This is a genomic window from Streptomyces sp. NBRC 110035, assembly GCF_000829695.1.
Lineage (GTDB): Bacteria > Actinomycetota > Actinomycetes > Streptomycetales > Streptomycetaceae > Streptomyces.
This window is the reverse complement of record NZ_BBNN01000019.1, coordinates 215,150-235,881: the sequence shown is the minus strand read 5'-3', so window position 1 is coordinate 235,881 and position 20,732 is coordinate 215,150. Positions and strand designations below refer to the sequence as shown.

Genomic DNA, 20,732 nt, shown 5'->3' with positions numbered 1-20,732 from the left:
GCCGCTGCGCAGGAAAATCACTGGGGGATGTAGTGATGTCTGCTTTGTGTCCGAGGCGTGTGCCATCCGGCCGCCGGCGCGTGGGCCCGCCGGCCGTACGGCGGGCGTCCGCACCGCTCGGAACCTCCGCCCCGGCGTACGGAACCCGTCCCCGCGTCTGCTGACGTCCCCGGCGGCCACGCGCATTCCGTGAGAAGGGGCTGCCGCACGGTGCCCCGCCCCGTGGCCACGCTCGTGGCGGCCACGGCCGACGGGCCACGGCCGCCCGCCCGGAGAACCCACAGCGCCGTCGGCGACCCACCGCCGGACCGGCGCGTCCTCACCCAAGGAGGAACGGTGACCAGCGCACAACCGTCCGGGGCCGAAAGCGCCTTCGGCGCGCCACCGGCCCGGCTGACAGCGCAGGCCGCACCGCATATGCCGATGGAACGTTTCCCCGTCCTCGCGGTCCCCACCCGTGACGACGTCGCGTACCAGAACCCGGCCGTCATTGCCGGCGTACACCACCCGCCGACCGCCGTCACCGGAGTGTGACGCGCGTCGACGCGCGCAGCTCCCGCACCGCTCACCCGCGGGCCGGCCGCGTTCTCTCCCCGCACCCGCTCTCACCAGGAGTCCCCTTCTCATGCCGTACCCCACCGCCGCTCCGGCCGCCGGCCGGCCGTCGTCCCCGCTGCGCCAGGAGGTGCAGAGCCGCCTCGACTCCCTCGCGCGCGCCCACCGCGTGCCCGGCGCCCAACTGGCCGTCCACACCGGCACGTACACCCTCAGCGTGCGCACCGGCACGGCCGACGCCCTGACGGGCGCGCCGTTCACCGCGGACACGGCCGTACCCCTGGGCTCCGTCACCAAGCCCGGCACGGCCGCCGCCGTGCTGCTCCTCGCCGACGACGGAGACCTCGACCTCGACGAGCCCGCCGCCCGACTGCTGCCCGAACTGAGGTTATGGCCCCAGGTGACCGTGCGTCACCTGCTCAGTCACACCGCCGGCCTGCCCACCGGCCCCGACTCCGACAGCGCCGCCGGCACCACCGCCACGCGCTACCTCTCGGCGGTCTGCACCGCGCAGAACGCCCTGTTCCCGCCGGGAACCGGTTTCTCCTATTCCAACGCCGGCTACGTCGCCGCCGGCCGGCTCGTGTCCGAAGTGACGGGCATGACCTGGCAGGAAGCGCTGCGAGCGCTCCTCCTCGAACCCCTGGGCATTGTCCCCGCCTTTCTCGGCGACACCACCCCCGAGCGGCCGGTCGCCACCGGTCACGCCCTCAACACGGCCACGGGTCTGGTGCGCCCGGCCCACCAGAACCTCGCCCCGGTGGAGGCTCCGGCCGGAGCCCTGCTGGCGAGCGCCGAGGACCTGGTGGCCCTGGGGAGGGCCGTCACCGGCCGGTCCACCGCCCTGCCCGCCTCCGTCGCCGCCCGGATGCGCCGTCCCGAACCGGCCGCCGACCCCGGCGCCCTGGCGGACTCCTGGGGCCTGGGCCTCGCCCTCTTCCAGCAGGACGGTCGCGTGTGGTGCGGCCACGACGGGAACGCCCAGGGCACCTCCTGCCATCTGAGGGCCGAGCCGGACAGCGGCGTCGTCGTCGCCTTCACCGGAAACGCCGGCGGTGCCACCGCCCTGTGGCGGGACCTCGCCGCCGACCTCGACCGGATCACCGGCATACGCGTGCCGGCCGCCCCGGCCACCGCCCGTCGCGGCCTTGCCGTACCGCTGCCGGAATGCGCCGGCACCTACCGCAACGGCGGCACCGAGTACGCCGTCAAGCTCGACGGGGACGGCGCGCCGACCCTGTCCGTCGACGGCGACTGCCCCATCCCGCTGGTGTGCTACCCGGACCTGGCCTGCGATCTGGTGGATCCGGCCACCGGCCGGCACGAGCCCGGCGGCCGCTTCCACCGCGACCCCGCCACCGGGGCCATCGACCGCCTGCAGATATCCGGACGCACCGCGCGCCGCACCGGCACCGTCTGACCGCGCCCGCGTCACGCACCCGCCCCGTACGCATGGACCCCCGCACCGCTCAGGTGTGCCCGCAGGCTGCCCGAGACCGGCAGGCCGGGTCCGCGCGCCGCCCCGCGCCCGAAGGACTTCACCCCGATGACGGACCCGCACGCCCAGCACCCCGCCGCGCCCGCCTCCGCCGCGCCCGCCTCCGCCGCGCCTGCCTCCGCCGCGCCTGCCTCCGCACCGGCCGGCACCACCCCGCCGGCCCGCACGGACCATGCCACCCGCCACGTTCCGCTCGGTGAGCTGTTCGCAGGACAGGTGAGGCGCGACCCGCACGCCCCCGCGGTGACCGACGGCCGGCGCACCTGGTCGTACGGCGAACTCGCGCGGCGCACCGGCCGCCTCGCCGCCCACCTCGTCGGCAGCGGCGCCGGACCGGAGCGGACGGTGGCGCTGGTCCTGCCGCGCTCGATGGAACTGATCGCCGCCGAACTGGCCGTGGCCCTGTCCGGTGCCGCCTTCCTCCCCGTGGACCCCGCCTATCCGGCCGAACGGCGTGCGCTGATGCTCGCCGACGCCGCACCGGCCGTCGTCCTCGACGACCCGGAGCGGGTCCGCGCGCTGATGGACGCCGGGGACCGGGAGGCGGACCCGCCCGGCAGCCGGGTGCTCCCCGACCACGCGGCGTACGTCATCTTCACCTCCGGCTCCACCGGCACCCCCAAGGGCGTCACCGTCACCCACCGCGGCATCGGCGCCTTCGCCGCGGCCGCCGCCGAGCGGTACGCGGTGGGCCCGGGCGACCGCGTGCTGCAGTTCTCCTCATCCAGCTTCGACGCCTCCGTACTGGAGCTGTGCATCTCCGTCCTGTCCGGCGCCCTGCTGGTCGTACCGCCGGACGGGCCCTGGCTGGGCGACGAACTGGCCGCCGTCCTGGACGAGCACCGCATCACCCACGCCCTCATACCGCCCGCCGCCCTCGCCACCCTGCCCGACCCGGCGGACACCGGCGGCGCGCCGCACCCGCGCACCCTGATCGTCGGGGCCGAGGCATGCCCGGCCGCGCTCGTCGACCGGTGGGCGCCCGGCCGCCGCATGATCAACTCCTATGGTCCGACCGAGGCCACCGTCGTCGCCACCTGGACCGGACCGCTGACCGCCGGCACCGGGACACCGGCCATCGGCAGCCCGCTGCCCGGCACCGAGGCCCACCTCCTGGACACGGCGATGCGCCCGGTGCCGCCCGGCACCGAGGGCGAGCTGTACGTGGGCGGTGACGGGCTGGCCCGCGGCTACCTCGGCCGCCCCGGCCTGACCTCGACCCGGTTCGTCGCCCACCCCTTCGGACCGCCCGGCGCCCGCCTCTACCGCACCGGCGACCGGGCGCGCCGCAGGGCGGACGGCGAGCTGGAGTACCTCGGCCGGGCCGACCGGCAGGTCAAGGTGCGCGGCTTCCGCATCGAACCCGGCGAGATCGAGGCCGCCCTCACCCGCGAACCCGGCGTCCGTGAGGCCGTCGTCGTGGTCCGCGACGAGGAACCCGCCCGCGGCCGGCTCGTCGGCTACGTCACGCCCGCCGACCCGGCCCGCACCCCCGAACCCGCCCGGCTGCGCGCCGCCCTCGACGCCGCCCTGCCGGCCCACATGGTGCCCTCTGCCGTCGTCGTCCTGGACGCGCTGCCGCTCACCCCGCAGCACAAGACCGACCTGCGGGCCCTGCCCGCCCCCGGCGGCGCGCGGACCGAGGAGCACGTCGAGCCGCGCACCGACGACGAGCGGGCCCTCGCCGCGATCTGGGCCGACGTCCTCGGCGTCGACGCCGTCGGCGTCACCGACGACTTCTTCGACCTGGGCGGCGATTCGATCCTCGCCGCCCGCATTTTGACGCGGATCCGGGACGTCCTCGGCGTCCGGCTCTCCCTGCGCGACGTGTTCACCGCGCGGACCGTCGCCGCGCTCGCCCCGCCGGCCGCCGAGCCGTCCGCCGCCGCGCCGCCGGACCCGATACCCCGCGCCCCGCGCGGAGAGCCCGTCCCGCTCTCCAGCGCCCAACGACGCCTGTGGTTCCTCGACGACCTCACCGACGGCGGAAGCGAGTACCACACCGGCGTGGCGCTGCGGCTGCGCGGTCCGCTCGACACGCCGGCCCTGCGACGCGCCCTGGAGCGGCTCGCCGCCCGCCACGACTCCCTGCGCACCACCTTCGCCACCGTCGACGGCCAGGGCGTCCAGCTGGTCGCCCCCGAGGCCGTCCTCCCCCTGCGCACCGCCGACGCCGCTCACCTGCCCGCCGACCGTCGGGGCGACGCCGTCGAGCGCCTGCTGACCGAGGAACTGCGCCGCCCCCACGACCTGACGACCGGGCCCCTGACCCGGGCGCTGCTCGTCCGCCGCGCACCAGAGGACCACGTCCTGCTGCTGGCCCAGCACCACATCGTCACCGACGGCTGGTCGGTAGGAGTCCTGACCCGGGACCTGGCGGCGCTCTACCGTGCGGAGGCCTGCGGCGAACCGGACGGCCTCGCCCGGCCGGGCGTGCAGTACCCGGACTTCGCGCTGTGGGAGCGCGAACGGCGCACCGGCGACGCGGACGCCGACGACCTCGGCTACTGGAAGCGCCACCTGGCCGGCATGCAGCAACTCGACCTGCCCACCGACCGGCCCCGGCCGGCGGTGCGCACCACCGCGGGCGCGGCACACCGCCACGACCTCCCGGAACACCTGGTGGACCGGTTGCGGCAGCTGGCCCAGGGCCGCGGCACGACCGTCTTCACCCTGTTCGCCGGGGCGGCGGCCGTGCTGTTCTCCCGCTGCTCCGGGCAGCGGGACGTGGCGTTCGGCACCGTCACCAACGGGCGGGGCCGCCGCGAACTGGAGGACGTGACGGGCTTCTTCGCCAACACCGTCGTGCTGCGCGCGGAGGTCGACGACGCCGTCACGGTCGACCGGTTCGTGGAGTCCGTGCGCGCGAGCGTGCTGGACGCCTTCGCGCACGACGGCGTGCCGTTCGACCGGGTGGTCGAGGAACTGGCCCCGCAGAGGGACCCCAGCCGCACCCCGCTGGTACAGGTGCTGGTGGTGCAGCAGACGGCGCCCGCCCGGCCGCCGCTGGCAGCCGGGGTGCGGATCGAGGAACATCCGCTGCCCCGCCCGGCCGCCCGCTTCGACCTCGTGCTGGAGTTCGCGCCGCGCGCCGACGGCGGCTGCGAGCTGACGGTCGAGTACAACACCGACCTGTTCGAGGCGGCGACCGCGGCCCGGATGAGCCGGCAGCTGCACCGCCTGCTGGAAGGCATGGCGGACGGCCCGCACCGGACGCTGGCCGAACTGCCGCTGCTGTCGGACGACGAGCGGCGCACGCTCCTCGACTCCTGGAACCCGCCCGCGCCGGCCGGCGAGCATGCCGACGGCGCCACGCTCCCGGCACTGTTCGAGGCACAGGCGGCCCGGACCCCCGACCGGACCGCCGTGACCTGCGACGGGGCCCGGCTGGACTACGCCGGGCTGAACCGGCGTGCCAACCGGCTCGCCCGGCTGCTGACGGCGCACGGCGCGGGACCGGAGTCCCTGGTGGCGCTGTGCCTGCCGCGCTCCGCCGACCTGCTGCCGGTGCTGTGGGCGGTCCTGAAGTCGGGCGCCGGATACCTGCCCCTCGATCCCGGCTACCCGGCCGAGCGGATCCGCTTCATGCTCGCCGACGCGGCCCCCGCCCTCGTCGTCGCCACCCGCGGGACCGCCCATGCGCTCCCCGACGACTGCGAGCCGCTGTTCCTGGAGGACGCCGAGCCCCTCGACGCCGGTGCCCCGGACCCGGCCGGTGCCGACCTGACCGACGCCGACCGGCCCCGGCCGCTCGACCCGTCCCACCCCGCCTACGTCATCTACACCTCCGGATCCACCGGCCGCCCCAAGGGCGTGGTCGTCACCCACCGCAGCGTGGCCGCGCTGGCCGCCTGGGCCGGGGAGACGTTCGGCCCGCGCGGGCTGGCGCACGTCGTCGCGTCCACCTCCCTCAACTTCGACGTGTCCGTCTTCGAGCTGCTGTGCCCCCTGTTGGCCGGCGGCGGCGTCGAGCTGGTCGCCGATCTCCCGGCCCTCGCCGACAGCCCCGGCCCGCGCCGGGCCGGGCTCCTCAGCGGCGTCCCGTCCGTGCTCTCCCGCGTGCTCGGCGGCGGCAGCGCCGTCGAGGCGGACACCGTCGTCCTGGCCGGCGAGGCCCTGCCCGCCCGGACCGTGCGGGAGATCAGGGACGTCATGCCCTCGGCCGAGGTGGCGAACCTCTACGGCCCGACCGAGGCCACCGTCTACGCCACCGCCTGGTTCGCCGGCGGCACCGTCCCCGACCAGGCCCCGCCCATCGGCCGTCCCGTCGCCCGCACCCGCGTCTACGTGCTGGACCGCCTCCTGCGCCCCCAGCCCCCGGGTGTCACGGGTGAGCTGTACCTCGGTGGCGGTGGACTGGCCCGCGGCTACCTGCGACGCCCCGGTCTGACCGCCGCGCGCTTCGTCGCCGACCCCTTCGGGGCCCCCGGCGACCGCATGTACCGCACGGGCGACCTGGTGCGCTGGAACGCCGACGGCCGGCTCGAGTACCTCGGCCGCATCGACCAGCAGGTCAAGGTGCGCGGCTTCCGCATCGAACTGGGCGAGGTCGAGGAGGCCCTGCGCCGCTGCGCGGGCGTCGCCGAGGCGGCCGCGACGGTCCGCGACGACGACGGCCACCGACGCCTGGCCGGATACGTCGTCCCCGCCCCCGGCGCCCGCGTGGAACCGGAGGCGGTGCGCCGCGAACTCGGTCGCACCCTGCCCGACCACATGGTCCCCCCGGCCGTCGTCGTGCTGCCCGCCCTGCCGCTCAACCCCAACGGCAAACTGGACCGCGGCCGGCTCCCCGACCCGGCGCCGGCCGAACCCGTGACACGCCACGTCACCCCCCGCACCCCCACCGAACGGACCCTCGCCGCCATCTGGGCCGACGTCCTGCACGTGGAGCGGGTCGGAGCGGACGACAACTTCTTCGCGCTGGGCGGCGACTCCATCCTCAGCATCCAGGTCGTCGCCCGGGCCCGGCAGGCGGACCTCACGATCACCTCGCGGGACGTCTACCGGCACCAGACGGTCGCCGCCCTGGCCCGCTGCGCCGACGAGGCGGGCAGCCGGCGGCCCGCCGCCGCGTCCGCACCCGTCGAGGCGACCGGCACCGCGCCGCCGACCCCCATCCAGCACTGGCTCTTCGGCAGTGCCGCCGAACGAGCCGGGCACTTCGGCCAGACACTCTCGGTGGAACTGCGCGCCGGCGTCGACGCGGCCGCACTCGAGGACGCCCTCGACGACGTGACCGCCCACCACGACGCCCTGCGCTCCCGCTTCCTCACCGACGACACGGGCGTGCGGTGGCTGATCGACGGTCCGGCCGCCCGCTGCCGCCTCGCGCGCCACACCGGCCCGGACACCGACACCCCGCACCTCGGCCCCCACGACCTGCGCCACGGCCCGCTGCTGCGTGCCGTACTGCACGACCGGGGCCCCGGACTGCCGCACGTGCTGCACCTGGCCGTCCACCACCTCGTCGTCGACGGAGTCTCCTGGCACCTGCTGCTCGAGGACCTCGACCGGGCCTACCGTGCCCGCCGCGCCGGCGGGGACGGAGCGGCGGCGCTGCCCCGGAAGTCGTCCCCGCTGCGGCAGTGGGCCGAGCGCCTCGCCGCGCACGCCGACGCCGGCGGTTTCGACGACGAGAAGGCCTACTGGGCGCGGGCGGCCGAGGGAGCCCGGGCCGACCTGCCGTCGGACCGGACGGGCACCAACACCTACGCCTCCCAACGCTCGGTGACGGTACGCCTCGGCGCGCAGGACACCGAAGCGCTCCTGCGGACCCTGCCCGAGACCTACCGGACCCGCGCCAACGACGCCCTGCTCGCCGCCCTCGGCCGGGTGCTGTGCGGCTGGACGGGGCACGACCGGGTGCTGGTGGACGTCGAGGGCCACGGCCGCGAGGAACTGTTCGCCGACGTCGACACCAGCCGCACCGTCGGCTGGTTCACCACCCGTCACCCCGTCGCCCTCGCCGTTTCGCCCGGGGCGCACTGGGACGCCGTGCTCAAGCAGGTCAAGGAGCAGCTGCGCGCGGTGCCCCGGCACGGCCTCGGCCACGGGGTCCTGACCCTGCCGGGCCGCGACGCCGCACCGCTCCCGGCGACCACCGCGCAGATCAGCTTCAACTACCTGGGCCGCTTCGGGCCGTCCGGGACCTCCGAGGGGCTGTACGGCGGGCTGTTCCGTCCGCTGGAGCTGGACGCCGATCCCTCGGCGTCACGCCCGCACGCCCTGGAGGTGGTGGGGCGGCTGGACGGCGACAGTCTGGAGTTCACCTGGTTCTACTCGGACGAGCTGCACCGACGGGACACCGTCGCGGACCTCGCCGGACGGTTCGCCGACGCGCTGGCCGGCCTCGCCCGCCACGCGGCCCGGCCCGGCGCCGCCGGACGCACCCCCTCGGACTTCCCACTGGCCCGGCTCGACCAGACGCACGTCGAGCGCATCGTGGGGGAGGACCCCGCCGGCGTGGAGGACGTCCACCCCCTCACGCCCACCCAGGCCGGCATGCTCTTCCACCGGCTCTCGCAGGACGACCGCGGCGTGTACTTCCAGCAGCTGACGTTCGTCCTGGACGGCGTGGAGGACCCGGCCGTTCTGGCGGACGCCTGGCAGCGGGTCACGGACCGTACGCCGGTGCTGCGCGCCCGCGTGGTGTGGCAGGACGTGCCCGAGCCGCTTCTCGTGGTGCAGCGCCGGGCAGCCGTCCCGGTGGAGCGGGCGGACTGGCGCGGCCTGTCCGACACCGGGCGGGACGAGCGGCTGCGCGAACTGCTCGAGGGCGACCGCGCCCGCGGTGTCGACCTGACGCGCGCGCCGCTCCAGCGCCTGGCGCTGGCCCGGGTCGGGGACCGCGCGGTCCGTGTCGTGTGGTCCTTCGACCACCTGATCCTGGACGGCTGGAGCCTGTTCCAGGTCCTCGCCGACGTCTTCGCGTGCCACGCCGGCCTGTCCGGCGCCGGGGACGTCCCGCTGCCCGACCGCCGCCCCTTCCGCGACTACGTCGCCTGGCTGCTCGGCCGCGCCGACCGGGCCGAGGCGGAACGGCACTGGCGGACCCGCCTGAGCGGCCTGGAGGGGGCCACCGCGCTGCCCTTCGACCGCGAACCCCGCGAGAGCCACCGCGCGGAGTCGACGCGGGCGGTACGCGTCACGGTGTCCAGGACCACCACCCGGGCACTGGAGGGCGTGGCCAGGACGGCGGGCCTGACCATGAACACCCTCGTGCAGGGCGCCTGGGCGCTGCTGCTGAGCCGCCAGGCGGCCCGCGACGAGGTGGTCTTCGGCACCACCGTCTCCGGGCGGCCGCCCGAGCTGCCCGGGGCCGACGCCATGACCGGCCTGTTCATCGCGACCCTGCCCACCCGCGTGACCGTGCCGCGGGACGAGACGCTGCTCACCTGGCTGGGCCGGCTCCAGCAGGAGCAGAGCGAGGACCGCCGCCACGACCACGTGCCGCTGCACCGGATGAGGGCGTTCACCGAACTGCCCGAACGCGTCGCCCTGTTCGACAGCATCGTGGTGTTCGAGAACTATCCGGTCGACGACGCTCCCGCCGCCGCGCACGGGCTGCGGCTCAGCGGCCTGGAGGGCATCGAGACCACCAACTACCCGCTCGGCCTGGTCGCCTACCCCGGCACGGAGCTCGTCCTGCGCCTCGGCTACGACCCGGACCTCTTCGACGCCGCCACCGTCGAGCGGATGGCCGAGTACCTCACCGTCCTGCTGGAGGGCTTCGCCACCGAGCCGCAGAGCGTGCCCGCCCGCCTGCCCCTGCTGACGGCCGCCCGGCGCGAGCAGGTGCTCCACGCGTGGAACGACACCGCCACCCACGCCCCCGCGGCGACCACCGCGGACCTGTTCGCCGCGCAGGTGCGGCGCACCCCCGACGCCGTCGCGCTGCTGGCGGGCGACGAGCGGCTCACCTACCGCGAACTCGACGACCGGGCCGCACAACTGGCCGGCCGGCTGGCCGCGCTCGGGGTCCGCCCGGAGGTTCCCGTCGGCGTCCTGATGGACCGCTCCGCCGGCCTCGTCGTCACCCAGGTCGCCCTCGCCCGCCTCGGCGGCGTGTACGTCCCGCTCGACGCCAGGGCACCGCGGGAGCGGCTGCGCACGATGCTCGGGGAAGCCGGTGCCGGCCTGCTGCTCACGGACGGGGCCTGGCAGGAGACGGCCGCGGCCCTCCTCCCGGAGGGCCGCGTACTGCGGCCGGAGGACGACACCGCCGTGGCCCCGCGGCCCGCGGCCGTGCCGCGCGTGCACCCGGACCACGTCCAGTACCTCGTGTTCACGTCCGGTTCCACCGGCAACCCCAAGGGCGTGGCGGCACGGCAGCGGGACGTCGCGGCCCTCGCCCTCGACCGCGCCTTCGCCGGCCACGACCGGGTCCTCGTGCACTCCCCGCACGCCTTCGACGCCTCCACCTACGAGCTGTGGGTACCGCTGCTGCGCGGCGGCACGGCCGTGCTCGCCCCGCCGGGCGACCTCGAAGCCGCCACCGTCCGCCACGCGATCACCGGGCAGGGGGTGAGCTGCCTCTTCCTGACGACAGGTCTGTTCCGTCTCCTCGCCCAGGAGGACCCCGCCTGCCTGCGCGGCGCGCGCGAGGTGTGGACCGGCGGCGAGGCCGTGCCCGGCCCCGCCGTACGGCGCGTACTGGACGTCTGCCCGGACCTCACCGTCGTCGACGTCTACGGCCCGACCGAGACCACCGCCTTCGCCACCCGGCGGGCCTTCCGCGCCGGTGACGCGCTGCCCGCGACGCTGCCCATCGGCCGCCCCCTGGACGACACCCGCGCCTACGTCCTCGACGACGCGCTCCAGCCTCAACCACCGGGAATACCTGGGGAGTTGTACCTCGCGGGCGCCGGTCTCGCCCGTGGCTACACCGGGCGCCCCGGTGCGACGGCGGCCCGCTACACGGCCGACCCGTTCGGCCCGCCCGGCACCCGGATGTACCGCACCGGCGACATCGTGCGCTGGAGCGCCGACGGCGAACTGCACTTCGTGGGACGCGCCGACGACCAGATCAAGATCCGGGGCTTCCGCGTCGAACCCGCCGAGATCGAGGCCCGGCTCACCGCGCACCCGGCGGTCGCCGAGGCGGTGGTGTCCCTGTCGCGGCACGCGGGCCGCACACGCCTGGTCGCCCACCTGGTACCCGCCCCCGGCGCGGCCGCGCCGCCGGCGGCCGAACTGCGCGAGCACCTGTCCGGCGGACTGCCCGACTACATGGTCCCGGCCGCGTTCGTCACCGTGGCGGAGCTGCCCCTGACCGCGAACGGCAAGGTCGACCGGCGACGCCTGCCCGAACCCGGCCCGTCGGCGGCGGCCGACACCGCCCACCGCGCGCCGCGCACCGACGCCGAGCGGGTGCTCGCCGGTATCTGGGCCGAACTCCTCGGTGTGGAACGGGTCGGCGTCGACGACAACTTCTTCACGCTGGGCGGCGACTCGATCGTCAGCATCCAGGTCGTCTCCCGCGCCCGCACCGCCGGGCTCGCGCTGACCCCGAGGGACCTGTTCCGGCACCCCACGCTCACCGCCCTGGCCACCGCCGCGACCGGCGCCGCCCCGACCGTCGCGGGCACCGGCCCGGTGACCGGGGAGGTCGGGCTCACCCCGATCCAGCGCTGGTTCCTCGACGCCGAGCCGCCGCGCCCGGAGTACTTCAACCAGTCGGTGGTGGTCGAGACGGCCGAGGACGTGGACGCCGACGCGCTGAGTACCGCCCTGGCCGCGCTGTGGGCCCGCCACGACGCCCTGCGCGCCCGCTTCACCCGCGCCGCGGACGGAACCTGGCACCAGGAGTACGCCGCCCCGGACACCGGGGTCCCCCTGCTGCTGCGGGTGCACGACCTGAACGGTCTCGACGGGCGGGCCGCCGCACAGGCCGAGGCCCGCTTCTCGCAGGAGGCGCACACCGGATTCCGGCTGGACACCGGCCCGCTGATCGCCGCCCGGCTGTTCACCGCGGAGAACCGGGCCGCCCGCCTGCTGCTGACCGCCCACCACCTGGTCGTCGACGGCGTCTCCTGGCGCGTCCTGCTGGAGGACCTGGAGACCGCCTACCGGCAGGCCCGGGCCGGCGAGCGGATACGGCTGCCGCAGCGCACGACGTCCGTGCGGGAATGGGTGCGGCGGCTCACCGGGCGCACCGGCGAGGGAGACCTCGTCGCGCAGCGCGCCCACTGGGAGAGCGTGTCGCGGTACTGCGCCGACCCGCTGCCGGTGGACCTCGACGGCGGCGACACCGTCGCCGACCTGCGCGCGGTGACCGTACGCCTGGACCGCCACCGGACCGACGCCCTCCTGCGCAGGGTTCCCGGCGTCTACCGCACCCGCATCGACGACGTCCTGCTGACCGCCCTCGGCCGGGTACTGGCCGACTGGACCGGCCGCGGTACCGTCGCCGTCGCACTGGAGGGACACGGCCGCGAGGACCGGCTCTTCGACGACCTCGACCTGTCCCGCACGGTCGGCTGGTTCACCAGCCTCTTCCCGGTCGCCCTCGAACTGCCCGAGGGGGACTGGGGCGCCGCGCTGAAGTCCGTGAAGGAACAGCTGCGGGCCGTACCCGACCGGGGCCTCGGCTACGGCGCCCTGCGCCACCTGGCGGGCGACGAACGGCTCGCCGCCGCGCCGCTGCCCGGCATCAGCTTCAACTACCTGGGCCGGTTCGACTGGTCGGCCGACGGCGGCGCGCTGGTCCGGGCGGTCCCCGGCGGCCTGGACGGCGCAGAGGACCCCGGGGCGCCGCGTCCGCACCTGCTGGACGTGGTGGCCCGCGTCGAGGGCGACGAACTGGAGATCACCTGGCACTACAGCGGCGGACGCCACCGCGAGGAGACGGTGGCCGCGCTCGCCGGGGGCATGCTGCGGTCACTGGAGGAGATCGTCGCGCACTGCGCCGCCCCGGACGCCGGCGGCCGCACACCCTCGGACTTCCCGCTGGCCCGGCTCGACCAGGCCGCCGTCGACCGGGTGGCGGGGGACGGGCGCACGGTCGAGGACGTGTACCCGCTGACGCCGATGCAGTCGGGCATGCTCTTCCACAGCCTCATGGACCCCCGGGGCCGCACCTACGTGAACCAGGTGCAGGTGGTGCTGCGCGGCGTCACCGACCCGCACGCGCTCGCCGGGGCGTGGCAGCGCACGGCGGACGCGAACCCGATCCTGCGCACCCGCCTGGTGTGGCAGGAGACCGCCGAACCCCTCCAGGTGGTGGAGCGGCGGGCCGTCGTACCCGTCACCCACCACGACTGGTCCGGGTGGTCCGCCGGGCGGTGCGCGCGGGAGACGGAGTCACTGCTGGACGCGGACCGGCGGGCCGGGATCGACCTCGGCGCGGCCCCGCTCATGCGGCTCGCGCTGATCCGTCTGGCACCGGACCGGGTGCGCATGGTGTGGACCTTCCACCACGTCCTGCTCGACGGCTGGAGCGCGGCCCAGGTGTTCGACGAGGTGTGCGAGCGGTACGCGGCCCTGACCGCCGGACACCGCCCGCAGACCCCCGACCGGGTCCCCTTCGCCGGCTACCTGCGGTGGCTGGCCGCCCAGGACACCGGCCGTGCGGAACGCCACTGGCGCGAGACCCTCGCCGGGTTCGCCGTCCCCACCGCACTGCCGTGCGACCGGCGCCCCGCCGGGGCGCACCGCGCGTCCTCCTCGGGAACGGTCCGGGTGGCCCTCGGGCAGGAGGTGTCGGCGCGGCTGAAGGACACCGCGCAGCGGGCCGGCCTGACCGTCAACACGGTGCTCCAGGGCGCCTGGGGGCTGCTGCTGCACCACTACGGCGGCGGTGACGACGTCGTCTTCGGCACGACCGTGTCCGGCCGCCCGGCCGAACTGCCCGGCGTGACCTCCATGGTGGGCCTGTTCATCAACACCCTGCCCACCCGGCTGCGGATCGACGGCAGCCGCCCCCTGCTGGAGTGGCTGCGCGAGGTGCAGGCCACCCAGTCGGAGGCCCGGCGCCACGACTTCGTCTCCCTCGCCCAGCTGCAGACCTGGAGCGAGGTGCCCGGCGGCACCGGCCTGTTCGACAGCATCGTCGTCTTCGAGAACTACCCGTTCGACGAAGGCGCCCTGGCCCGGCACGGACTCGCCGTCGAGCAGGAACGCGACCTGGAGCCGACCAACTACCCGCTCAGCGTGGTCGTCGCCCCCGGCGACGACGTGACGGTGTCCCTGGACTACGACCCGGCGGCCTTCGACGCCGCCACCGTCGAAGGGCTCGGCGCGAGCCTGCGCACGCTGCTGACGCGGATCGCCGCCGACGCCGACCGCCACCTGGCCGACCTGCCGCCGCTCGAACCGGCCGACGGACGCCGCCTGCTGGAACGGCTCGCGGGGCCGGTGGCGACGCTGCCGCGCCGCACCCTCCCGGAGGTCTTCGCGGCACAGGCCGCCCGCACCCCCGACGCCCCGGCCGTGACCGCGTGCGCCGAGCACCTCACGTACCGGCAGCTCGACGAACGCGCCAACCGGCTGGCCCGCCTCCTGATCGGGGCCGGAGCCGGACCGGAGCGGTTCGTCGCCCTGGCCCTGCCCCGCACCGCCGACCTGATCGTCGCGCTCCTCGCCGTCCTCAAGAGCGGCGCCGCCTACCTCCCGGTCGACCCCGGCCATCCGGCCGAACGCATCGCGTTCCTCCTCGACGACGTGCGGCCCGACGCGGTGATCACCTGTGCGGAGACCTCCGCGCGGCTGCCGGACGGCCCGTACCCGCGGATCGTCCTGGACGACCCGGCCTGCGCCGGCCGCCTGGCCGCCGCGTCCGCGGCCGGCGTCGGTGACGGCGAGCGGCACGGCGGGCTGCTGCCGGAGCACCCCGCCTACGTCATCCACACCTCCGGCTCCACCGGCCGGCCCAAGGGCGTCGTCGTCCCCCACGCCTCGGTGGTGGCGCTGACCGACTGGGCCGCCGCCGAGTTCACCGGCCGTGGACTCGCCCACATGATGGCCTCCACCTCGCTCACCTTCGACGTGTCGGTGTTCGAGATCCTCTCGCCCCTGCTGTCCGGTGGCCACGTGGAGGTCGTCCGCGACCTGCTCGCCCTGGCCGAGCGGTCCGAGCCGTGGCGTGCGGGACTGCTCAGCGCGGTGCCCTCCGCGCTGGGCCGGCTGCTGGCCGAGGACGCCGTCCGGGTCACGGCCGACACCGTGGTCCTGGCCGGAGAGGCGCTGCCCGCCCGTGCCGTCCGCCAGGTGCGGGAGGCGATACCGGGCTGCCGCGTCATGAACATCTACGGCCCCACCGAGGCCACCGTCTACGCCACCGCCTCCACCTGCGACCCGGCGGACCCCGACCGGGTCCCGCCCATCGGCCGGCCCGTCGGCGGTGCCCGCGCCTACGTCCTCGACGCCCGCAGGCGCCCCGTGCCCGTCGGGGCGCCCGGCGAGCTGTACCTCGCCGGAACCGGTGTGGCCCGCGGCTACTTGAACCGGCCCGGCCTGACCGCGTCCCGCTTCACCGCCGACCCGTTCGGACCGCCCGGCAGCCGCATGTACCGCACCGGCGACCTGGTCCGCTGGACGGCCGACGGCGACCTGCTGTACCTCGGCCGGACCGACGACCAGGTGAAGGTGCGGGGCTTCCGCATCGAACTCGGCGAGGTGGAGGCCGCACTGGCCCGGCACCCGCAGGTGGCCGCCGCCGCCGCACGCGTCGTGGAACACGACGGCCACAAGCGCCTCGTGGGCTACGCCGTCCCCCGCGACGGCGACGCCCCGGCACCGGCAGGCCTGCGCGCCTTCCTCGCCCGGACGCTGCCCGACCACCTGGTGCCGGCGGCCGTGGTGCCGCTGGAGCGGCTGCCGCTGGGCGCCACCGGCAAGCTGGACCGGCGGGCCCTGCCCGAACCGGTGTGGTCCGCGGCCACCACCACGGAGGGCACCCGGCCGCCGCGCACCACCACCGAGCGGACGCTCGCCGCGATCTGGTCCGAGGTGCTGGGCGTACCCGAAGTGGGCGCGGCGGACAACTACTTCGCACTCGGCGGCGACTCCATCCTCGGCATCCGGATCGTCTCCGCCGCCCGCCGGGCCGGACTCGCGCTGACCCCCCGGCACCTCTTCCAGCACCAGACGGTCGCCGAACTGGCCACCGCCGTGGAGGAGTTCCCGGCCGCGCCGACGGCGGCCGCCGAACAGGGGCCGGTCGTGGGCGACGCCCCGCTGACCCCCGTACAGCACTGGCTGTTCGACACCCTCACCGGCGACCCGGCCCGCTTCACCCAGACGGTCTCCTTCCAACTCGCCTCCGACACCGACGAGACACTGCTGCGTGCCGCCCTCGCGAAGGTGCTGGAGCAGCACGACGCGCTGCGCATGCGCTACGAACCGGTCGGCGACGGACGGTGGCGCCAGTACGGCACCCCGCCCGGCGCGGCGCCGCACCTCGAGGTGCACGACACCCCCGAAACCCCGGACGCCGTGGCCGCCGGCCTGTGCTCCGGGTTCGACCTCGCCGGAGGCCCGCTGCTCAAGGCCGCCCTGTGCAGGCCGGGCGAGGACCGGCCGCCCGTTCTGCTGCTGGCCGCCCACCACCTGGTCGTGGACGCCGTGTCCTGGCGGGTGGTCCTGGAGGACCTCGACACCGCCTACCGGGCCCTGCGCACCGGCGGCACCCCGGACCTGGGCCCGAAGACGACCTCCTTCCGGGAATGGGCCGGGCGCCTGGCCGCCCACACCGCGGCGGGCGGCTTCGACGAGGAGACGGCCCACTGGAGCGCCCTGCGCCCCGGCCCCCTGCCGACCGATCTCGCCGGCGGGAACACCGCCGCCGACGAACAGACGGTGACGGTGGGCCTCGGCAGCGAGGACACCCGGCGGCTGCTCCAGGACGTCCCCGACGTCTACCGCACCCGCGTCAACGACGTCCTGCTGTGCGCCCTCGGCCGCGTCCTGGCCCGCTGGACGGGGCAGGACCGCGTGGTGGTCGCGCTGGAGGGGCACGGCCGCGAGGACCTGTTCGACGACGTCGACCCGGCCCGCACCGTCGGCTGGTTCACCACCATGTTCCCCGTCGGCCTCGACGTGCCCCCCGACGCGGACCCCGGGACCGCCCTGAAGTCCGTCAAGGAGAACCTGCGGGCCGTGCCGCGCGGGGGAGTGGGCTACGGCGCGCTGCGCCACCTGCACCCCACGGCGGGACGCGAGCTGCCCGGCCTGCCCCAGGTGGGCTTCAACTACCTGGGCCGGCAGGACTGGAACGCCGCCCCGGGCGGCCTGCTGCACGCGCCCCACGGCGGACTGAGCGGCGGCATGGACCGCTCGGCGGACCGGCCGCACCTCATCGACGTCCTCGGCCGGGTCACCGACAAGCGGCTGGAGTTCACCTGGTCGTACTCGCGGAACGTGCACCGGCACGAGACCGTCGCCCGGCTGGCGGCCGAGACGGCCGAGGAACTGCGGGAGATCGTCCGGCACTGCGCCGAGCCCGGCGCGGGCGGCCGCACCCCCTCGGACTTCCCGCTCGCCGGGCTGGACCAGGAGGCCGTCGACCGGCTCGCCGGCACCGGGTGCGACGTGGCGGACGTCTACCCCCTCACCCCCACCCAGACCGGCATGGTCGTGCACGGCATGGACGAGCCCGGCGGGGGCCTGTACACCGAGCAGATCACCTTCGTCGCGGACGGCGTGCGCGAGCCCCGGCTGCTGGCGGCCGCCTGGCAGCACGTCGTCGACCGCACGCCCGTGCTGCGGACCGCCGTGGCGCTCGGCGGGGTGCCCGTCCCGCTCCAGACCGTGCACCGCCACGTCACGCTGCCCGTCACCGAACTCGACTGGAGCGCCCTGACACCGGCGGAGCGGGAGACCGGGCTGCGGCGGCTGCTCGACGAGGACCGCGCCCGCGGCATCGCCCTCGACCGGCCCCCGCTGCTGCGCGTCACCCTGATCCGGCTCGGCCCGGACGAGGTGCGCGTCGTGTGGACCTTCCACCACGTCCTGCTCGACGGATGGAGCGTCTTCCACGTGCTGGGCGACGTGATGGCCGCGCACGCCGCGCTCACTGCCGGCACCGGGCCCCGCCTGCCGGAACGCCGGCCCTTCGCGGACTACGCCGCCTGGCTCGCCGGCCGTGACACCGCAGCCGCCGGGGAACACTGGAAGACGGCCCTCGCGGGCTACGCCGCGCCCACCCCGCTGCCGTACGACCGCAGGCCCGCCCCCGGCGCCACCGCCCGCTCGGGCACCTGGCTGTCGCGGCGGCTCGGCGCGGACGGCACGGCCCGGCTGACGGAGTTCGCCCGCCGGCACCGCCTCACCCTCAACACGCTGGTGCAGGGCGCGTGGGCGCTGCTGCTGGCGCGCCTCAGCGGCGAGCGGGAGGTGTGCTTCGGCACCACCGTCTCCGGGCGGCCCGCCGACCTGCCGGGCGCCGACACCATCACCGGCCTGTTCATCACCACGCTGCCCGCCCGGGTCACCGTGGACGAGGACGCGCCCCGCGCCGTGTGGCTGCGCGAGGTGCAGGCCGCGCGGGCGGAGGACCGGCGCTTCGACCACGTCCCGCTGTCCGAACTGCACCGGTGGAGCGAACTGCCGCCCGGTACAGCCCTGTTCGACAGCCTGCTGGTCTTCGAGAACTATCCCGTGGGCGACGCCACTGCCGGCGCCCACGGCGTCCGGATCCGGGACCTCGACGCCCGGGAGGCCACCAACTACCCGCTCACCGTGGTGATCTCACCCGGCGACGAACTGAGCGTCGAACTCGGCTACGACCCGCGCTACTTCGAGGAGTCCACCGCCGACGCCCTGGCCGGCCGGCTGCTGCACGCCCTGACCGCCCTCGCCGGCTCCGGCGACCCGGCCCCCCTGCACGCGGTGGACGTGCTGCCGCCCGGCGAACGGGACCGGCTGCTGCACGGCCCCGCACGCCCGCAGCTGCCGCCGGTGCCCCCGGCCACGCTGCCCGCGCTGATCGAGACCGCGGCCGACCGGTGGCCGGACCGGCCGGCCCTGGCCGCACCGGAGTCGACGCTGACCTTCGCCGAGGCCGAGGACCACGCCAACCGGCTCGCACACCGGCTCATCGCGCGCGGAGCCGGGCCGGGCGACATCGTCGCCCTGGTCCTGCCGCGCTCGGCGGACATGGTCCTCGCCCAGCTCGCCGTGGCCAAGGCGGGCGCGGCCTTCCTCCCGGTGGACCCCGGCTACCCGGCCGAGCGGGTCGCGCTGATGCTGCGCGACGCGGACCCCGCCGTCACCCTCACCGCCGAGGAGGTCGCCGGCCTGCTCGCCGCGCCGCCCGACGGCACGCCCGGCCACCGGCCCGCCGACACCGACCGTGTCCGCCCCCTGGACCTCGACGACCCGGCGTACGTCATCCACACCTCCGGCTCCACCGGCACCCCCAAGGGCGTCGTCGTCACCCACCGCGGGCTGGCCTGCTTCGCCGCCGCCGAGGCCGCGCACTACCGGGTCCGCCCCGAGGACCGGGTCCTGGCCTTCGCCACGCCCAGTTTCGACGCCTCCGTGCTCGAGCTGTGCATGTCCCTGCCGAGCGGCGCGGCCCTCGTGGTACCGCCGCCCGGCCCGCTGCTCGGCGCCGAACTGGCCGGCGTACTGCGCACCTCGCGCATCACCCACACCCTGCTGCCGCCCGCCGCGCTCGCCACCCTCCCGCCGGACACCCCCGGCTCCCTGCCGGACCTGCGCACCCTGGTGGTCGGCGCGGACGCCTGCCGGGCCGAACTGGTCGCCCGCTGGGCACCGCACCACCGTATGATCAACTCCTACGGGCCCACCGAGGCGACCGTCGTCGCCACCTGGTCCGGCCCGCTGGAACCGGACGGCTCCGCGCCGCCCATCGGCCGCGCGCTGCCCGCCACCGGCGCCTACGTCCTGGACGCGCGACTGCGCCCCGTCCCCGACGGCGTGCCCGGCGAACTGTGGCTCGCCGGACCGGCCCTGGCCCGCGGCTACCTGGGCCGCCCCGGTCTGACCGCGACCCGCTTCACCGCCGACCCGTTCGGACCGTCCGGCACCCGCATGTACCGCACCGGCGACCTGGTCCGGCGCGACACCCACGGCGAACTGCACTACCTCGGACGCACCGACCACCAGCTCAAGCTGCGCGGCCACCGCATCGAGGCCGGCGAGGTGGAGGCGGCCCTGGTACGCCACCCGGCGGTGCTGGACGCCGTGGTGAGCGTGCGGGAGGACGAACCGGGGCTGCCGCGCCTGGTGGCCCACCTGCTCGCCGCGCCCGGCGCCGAACCGCCCGCCGGCGCGGACCTGCGGGCCTTCGCCGCCCGCACCCTGCCCGGCCCCATGGTGCCCTCGGCGTTCGTGACGCTGGAGCGGTTCCCGCTCACGGAGAACGGCAAGACCGACCGGGCCGCGCTGCCCGCGCCCGGCCCGCAGACGGAGCCGCCGGCCACCGGGCACGTGCCGCCCCGCACCCCCACCGAGGAGGCCGTCGCCGCCCTGTGGGAGGAGGCCCTGCAGACCACCGTGGGCGCCGAGGACGACTTCTTCGCCCTGGGCGGCGACTCCCTGCGCGCCCTGCTCATCTCCTCCCGCGCCGGCGAGGCCTTCGGCGTGACCCTGACGCCGCGGGACGTCCTGGTCACCCGCACCGTCGCCGCCCTGGCGGAGCTGGTGGAGGAGCAGGTGCTGAGCGAACTCGAAGGCGCCGTACGCGGCGACAGCGACCACGACGAACGGTGAGGAC

Annotated in this window: 3 protein-coding genes; all 3 read left to right on the top strand. The window is 76.1% G+C overall.

All coding sequences use genetic code 11. From position 1 onward, the window contains the following. The first annotated feature begins 336 nt into the window (after nt 1–336). The gene (locus TU30_RS09290) at nt 337–534 is read left to right on the top strand and encodes a hypothetical protein (RefSeq protein WP_042166995.1); all 198 of its coding nucleotides are present in this window, start codon (nt 337–339) and stop codon (nt 532–534) included. Between the two features lie 91 nt (nt 535–625). Continuing rightward, nucleotides 626–1,975, top strand: coding sequence for a serine hydrolase (locus tag TU30_RS09285; RefSeq protein ID WP_042166992.1), 1,350 nt, complete (start codon nt 626–628; stop codon nt 1,973–1,975). Between the two features lie 126 nt (nt 1,976–2,101). Further along, complete coding sequence (locus TU30_RS09280) at nt 2,102–20,728, top strand: non-ribosomal peptide synthetase (RefSeq protein WP_042166989.1); 18,627 nt, start codon at nt 2,102–2,104, stop codon at nt 20,726–20,728. Nucleotides 20,729–20,732: the final 4 nt, after the last annotated feature.

What these genes read in the sequence shown, in the direction of transcription:
- TU30_RS09285 (WP_042166992.1), top strand. Translation starts at nt 626, where the DNA reads ATGCCGTACCCCACCGCCGCTCCGGCCGCCGGCCGGCCGTCGTCCCCG.
- TU30_RS09280 (WP_042166989.1), top strand. Translation starts at nt 2,102, where the DNA reads ATGACGGACCCGCACGCCCAGCACCCCGCCGCGCCCGCCTCCGCCGCG.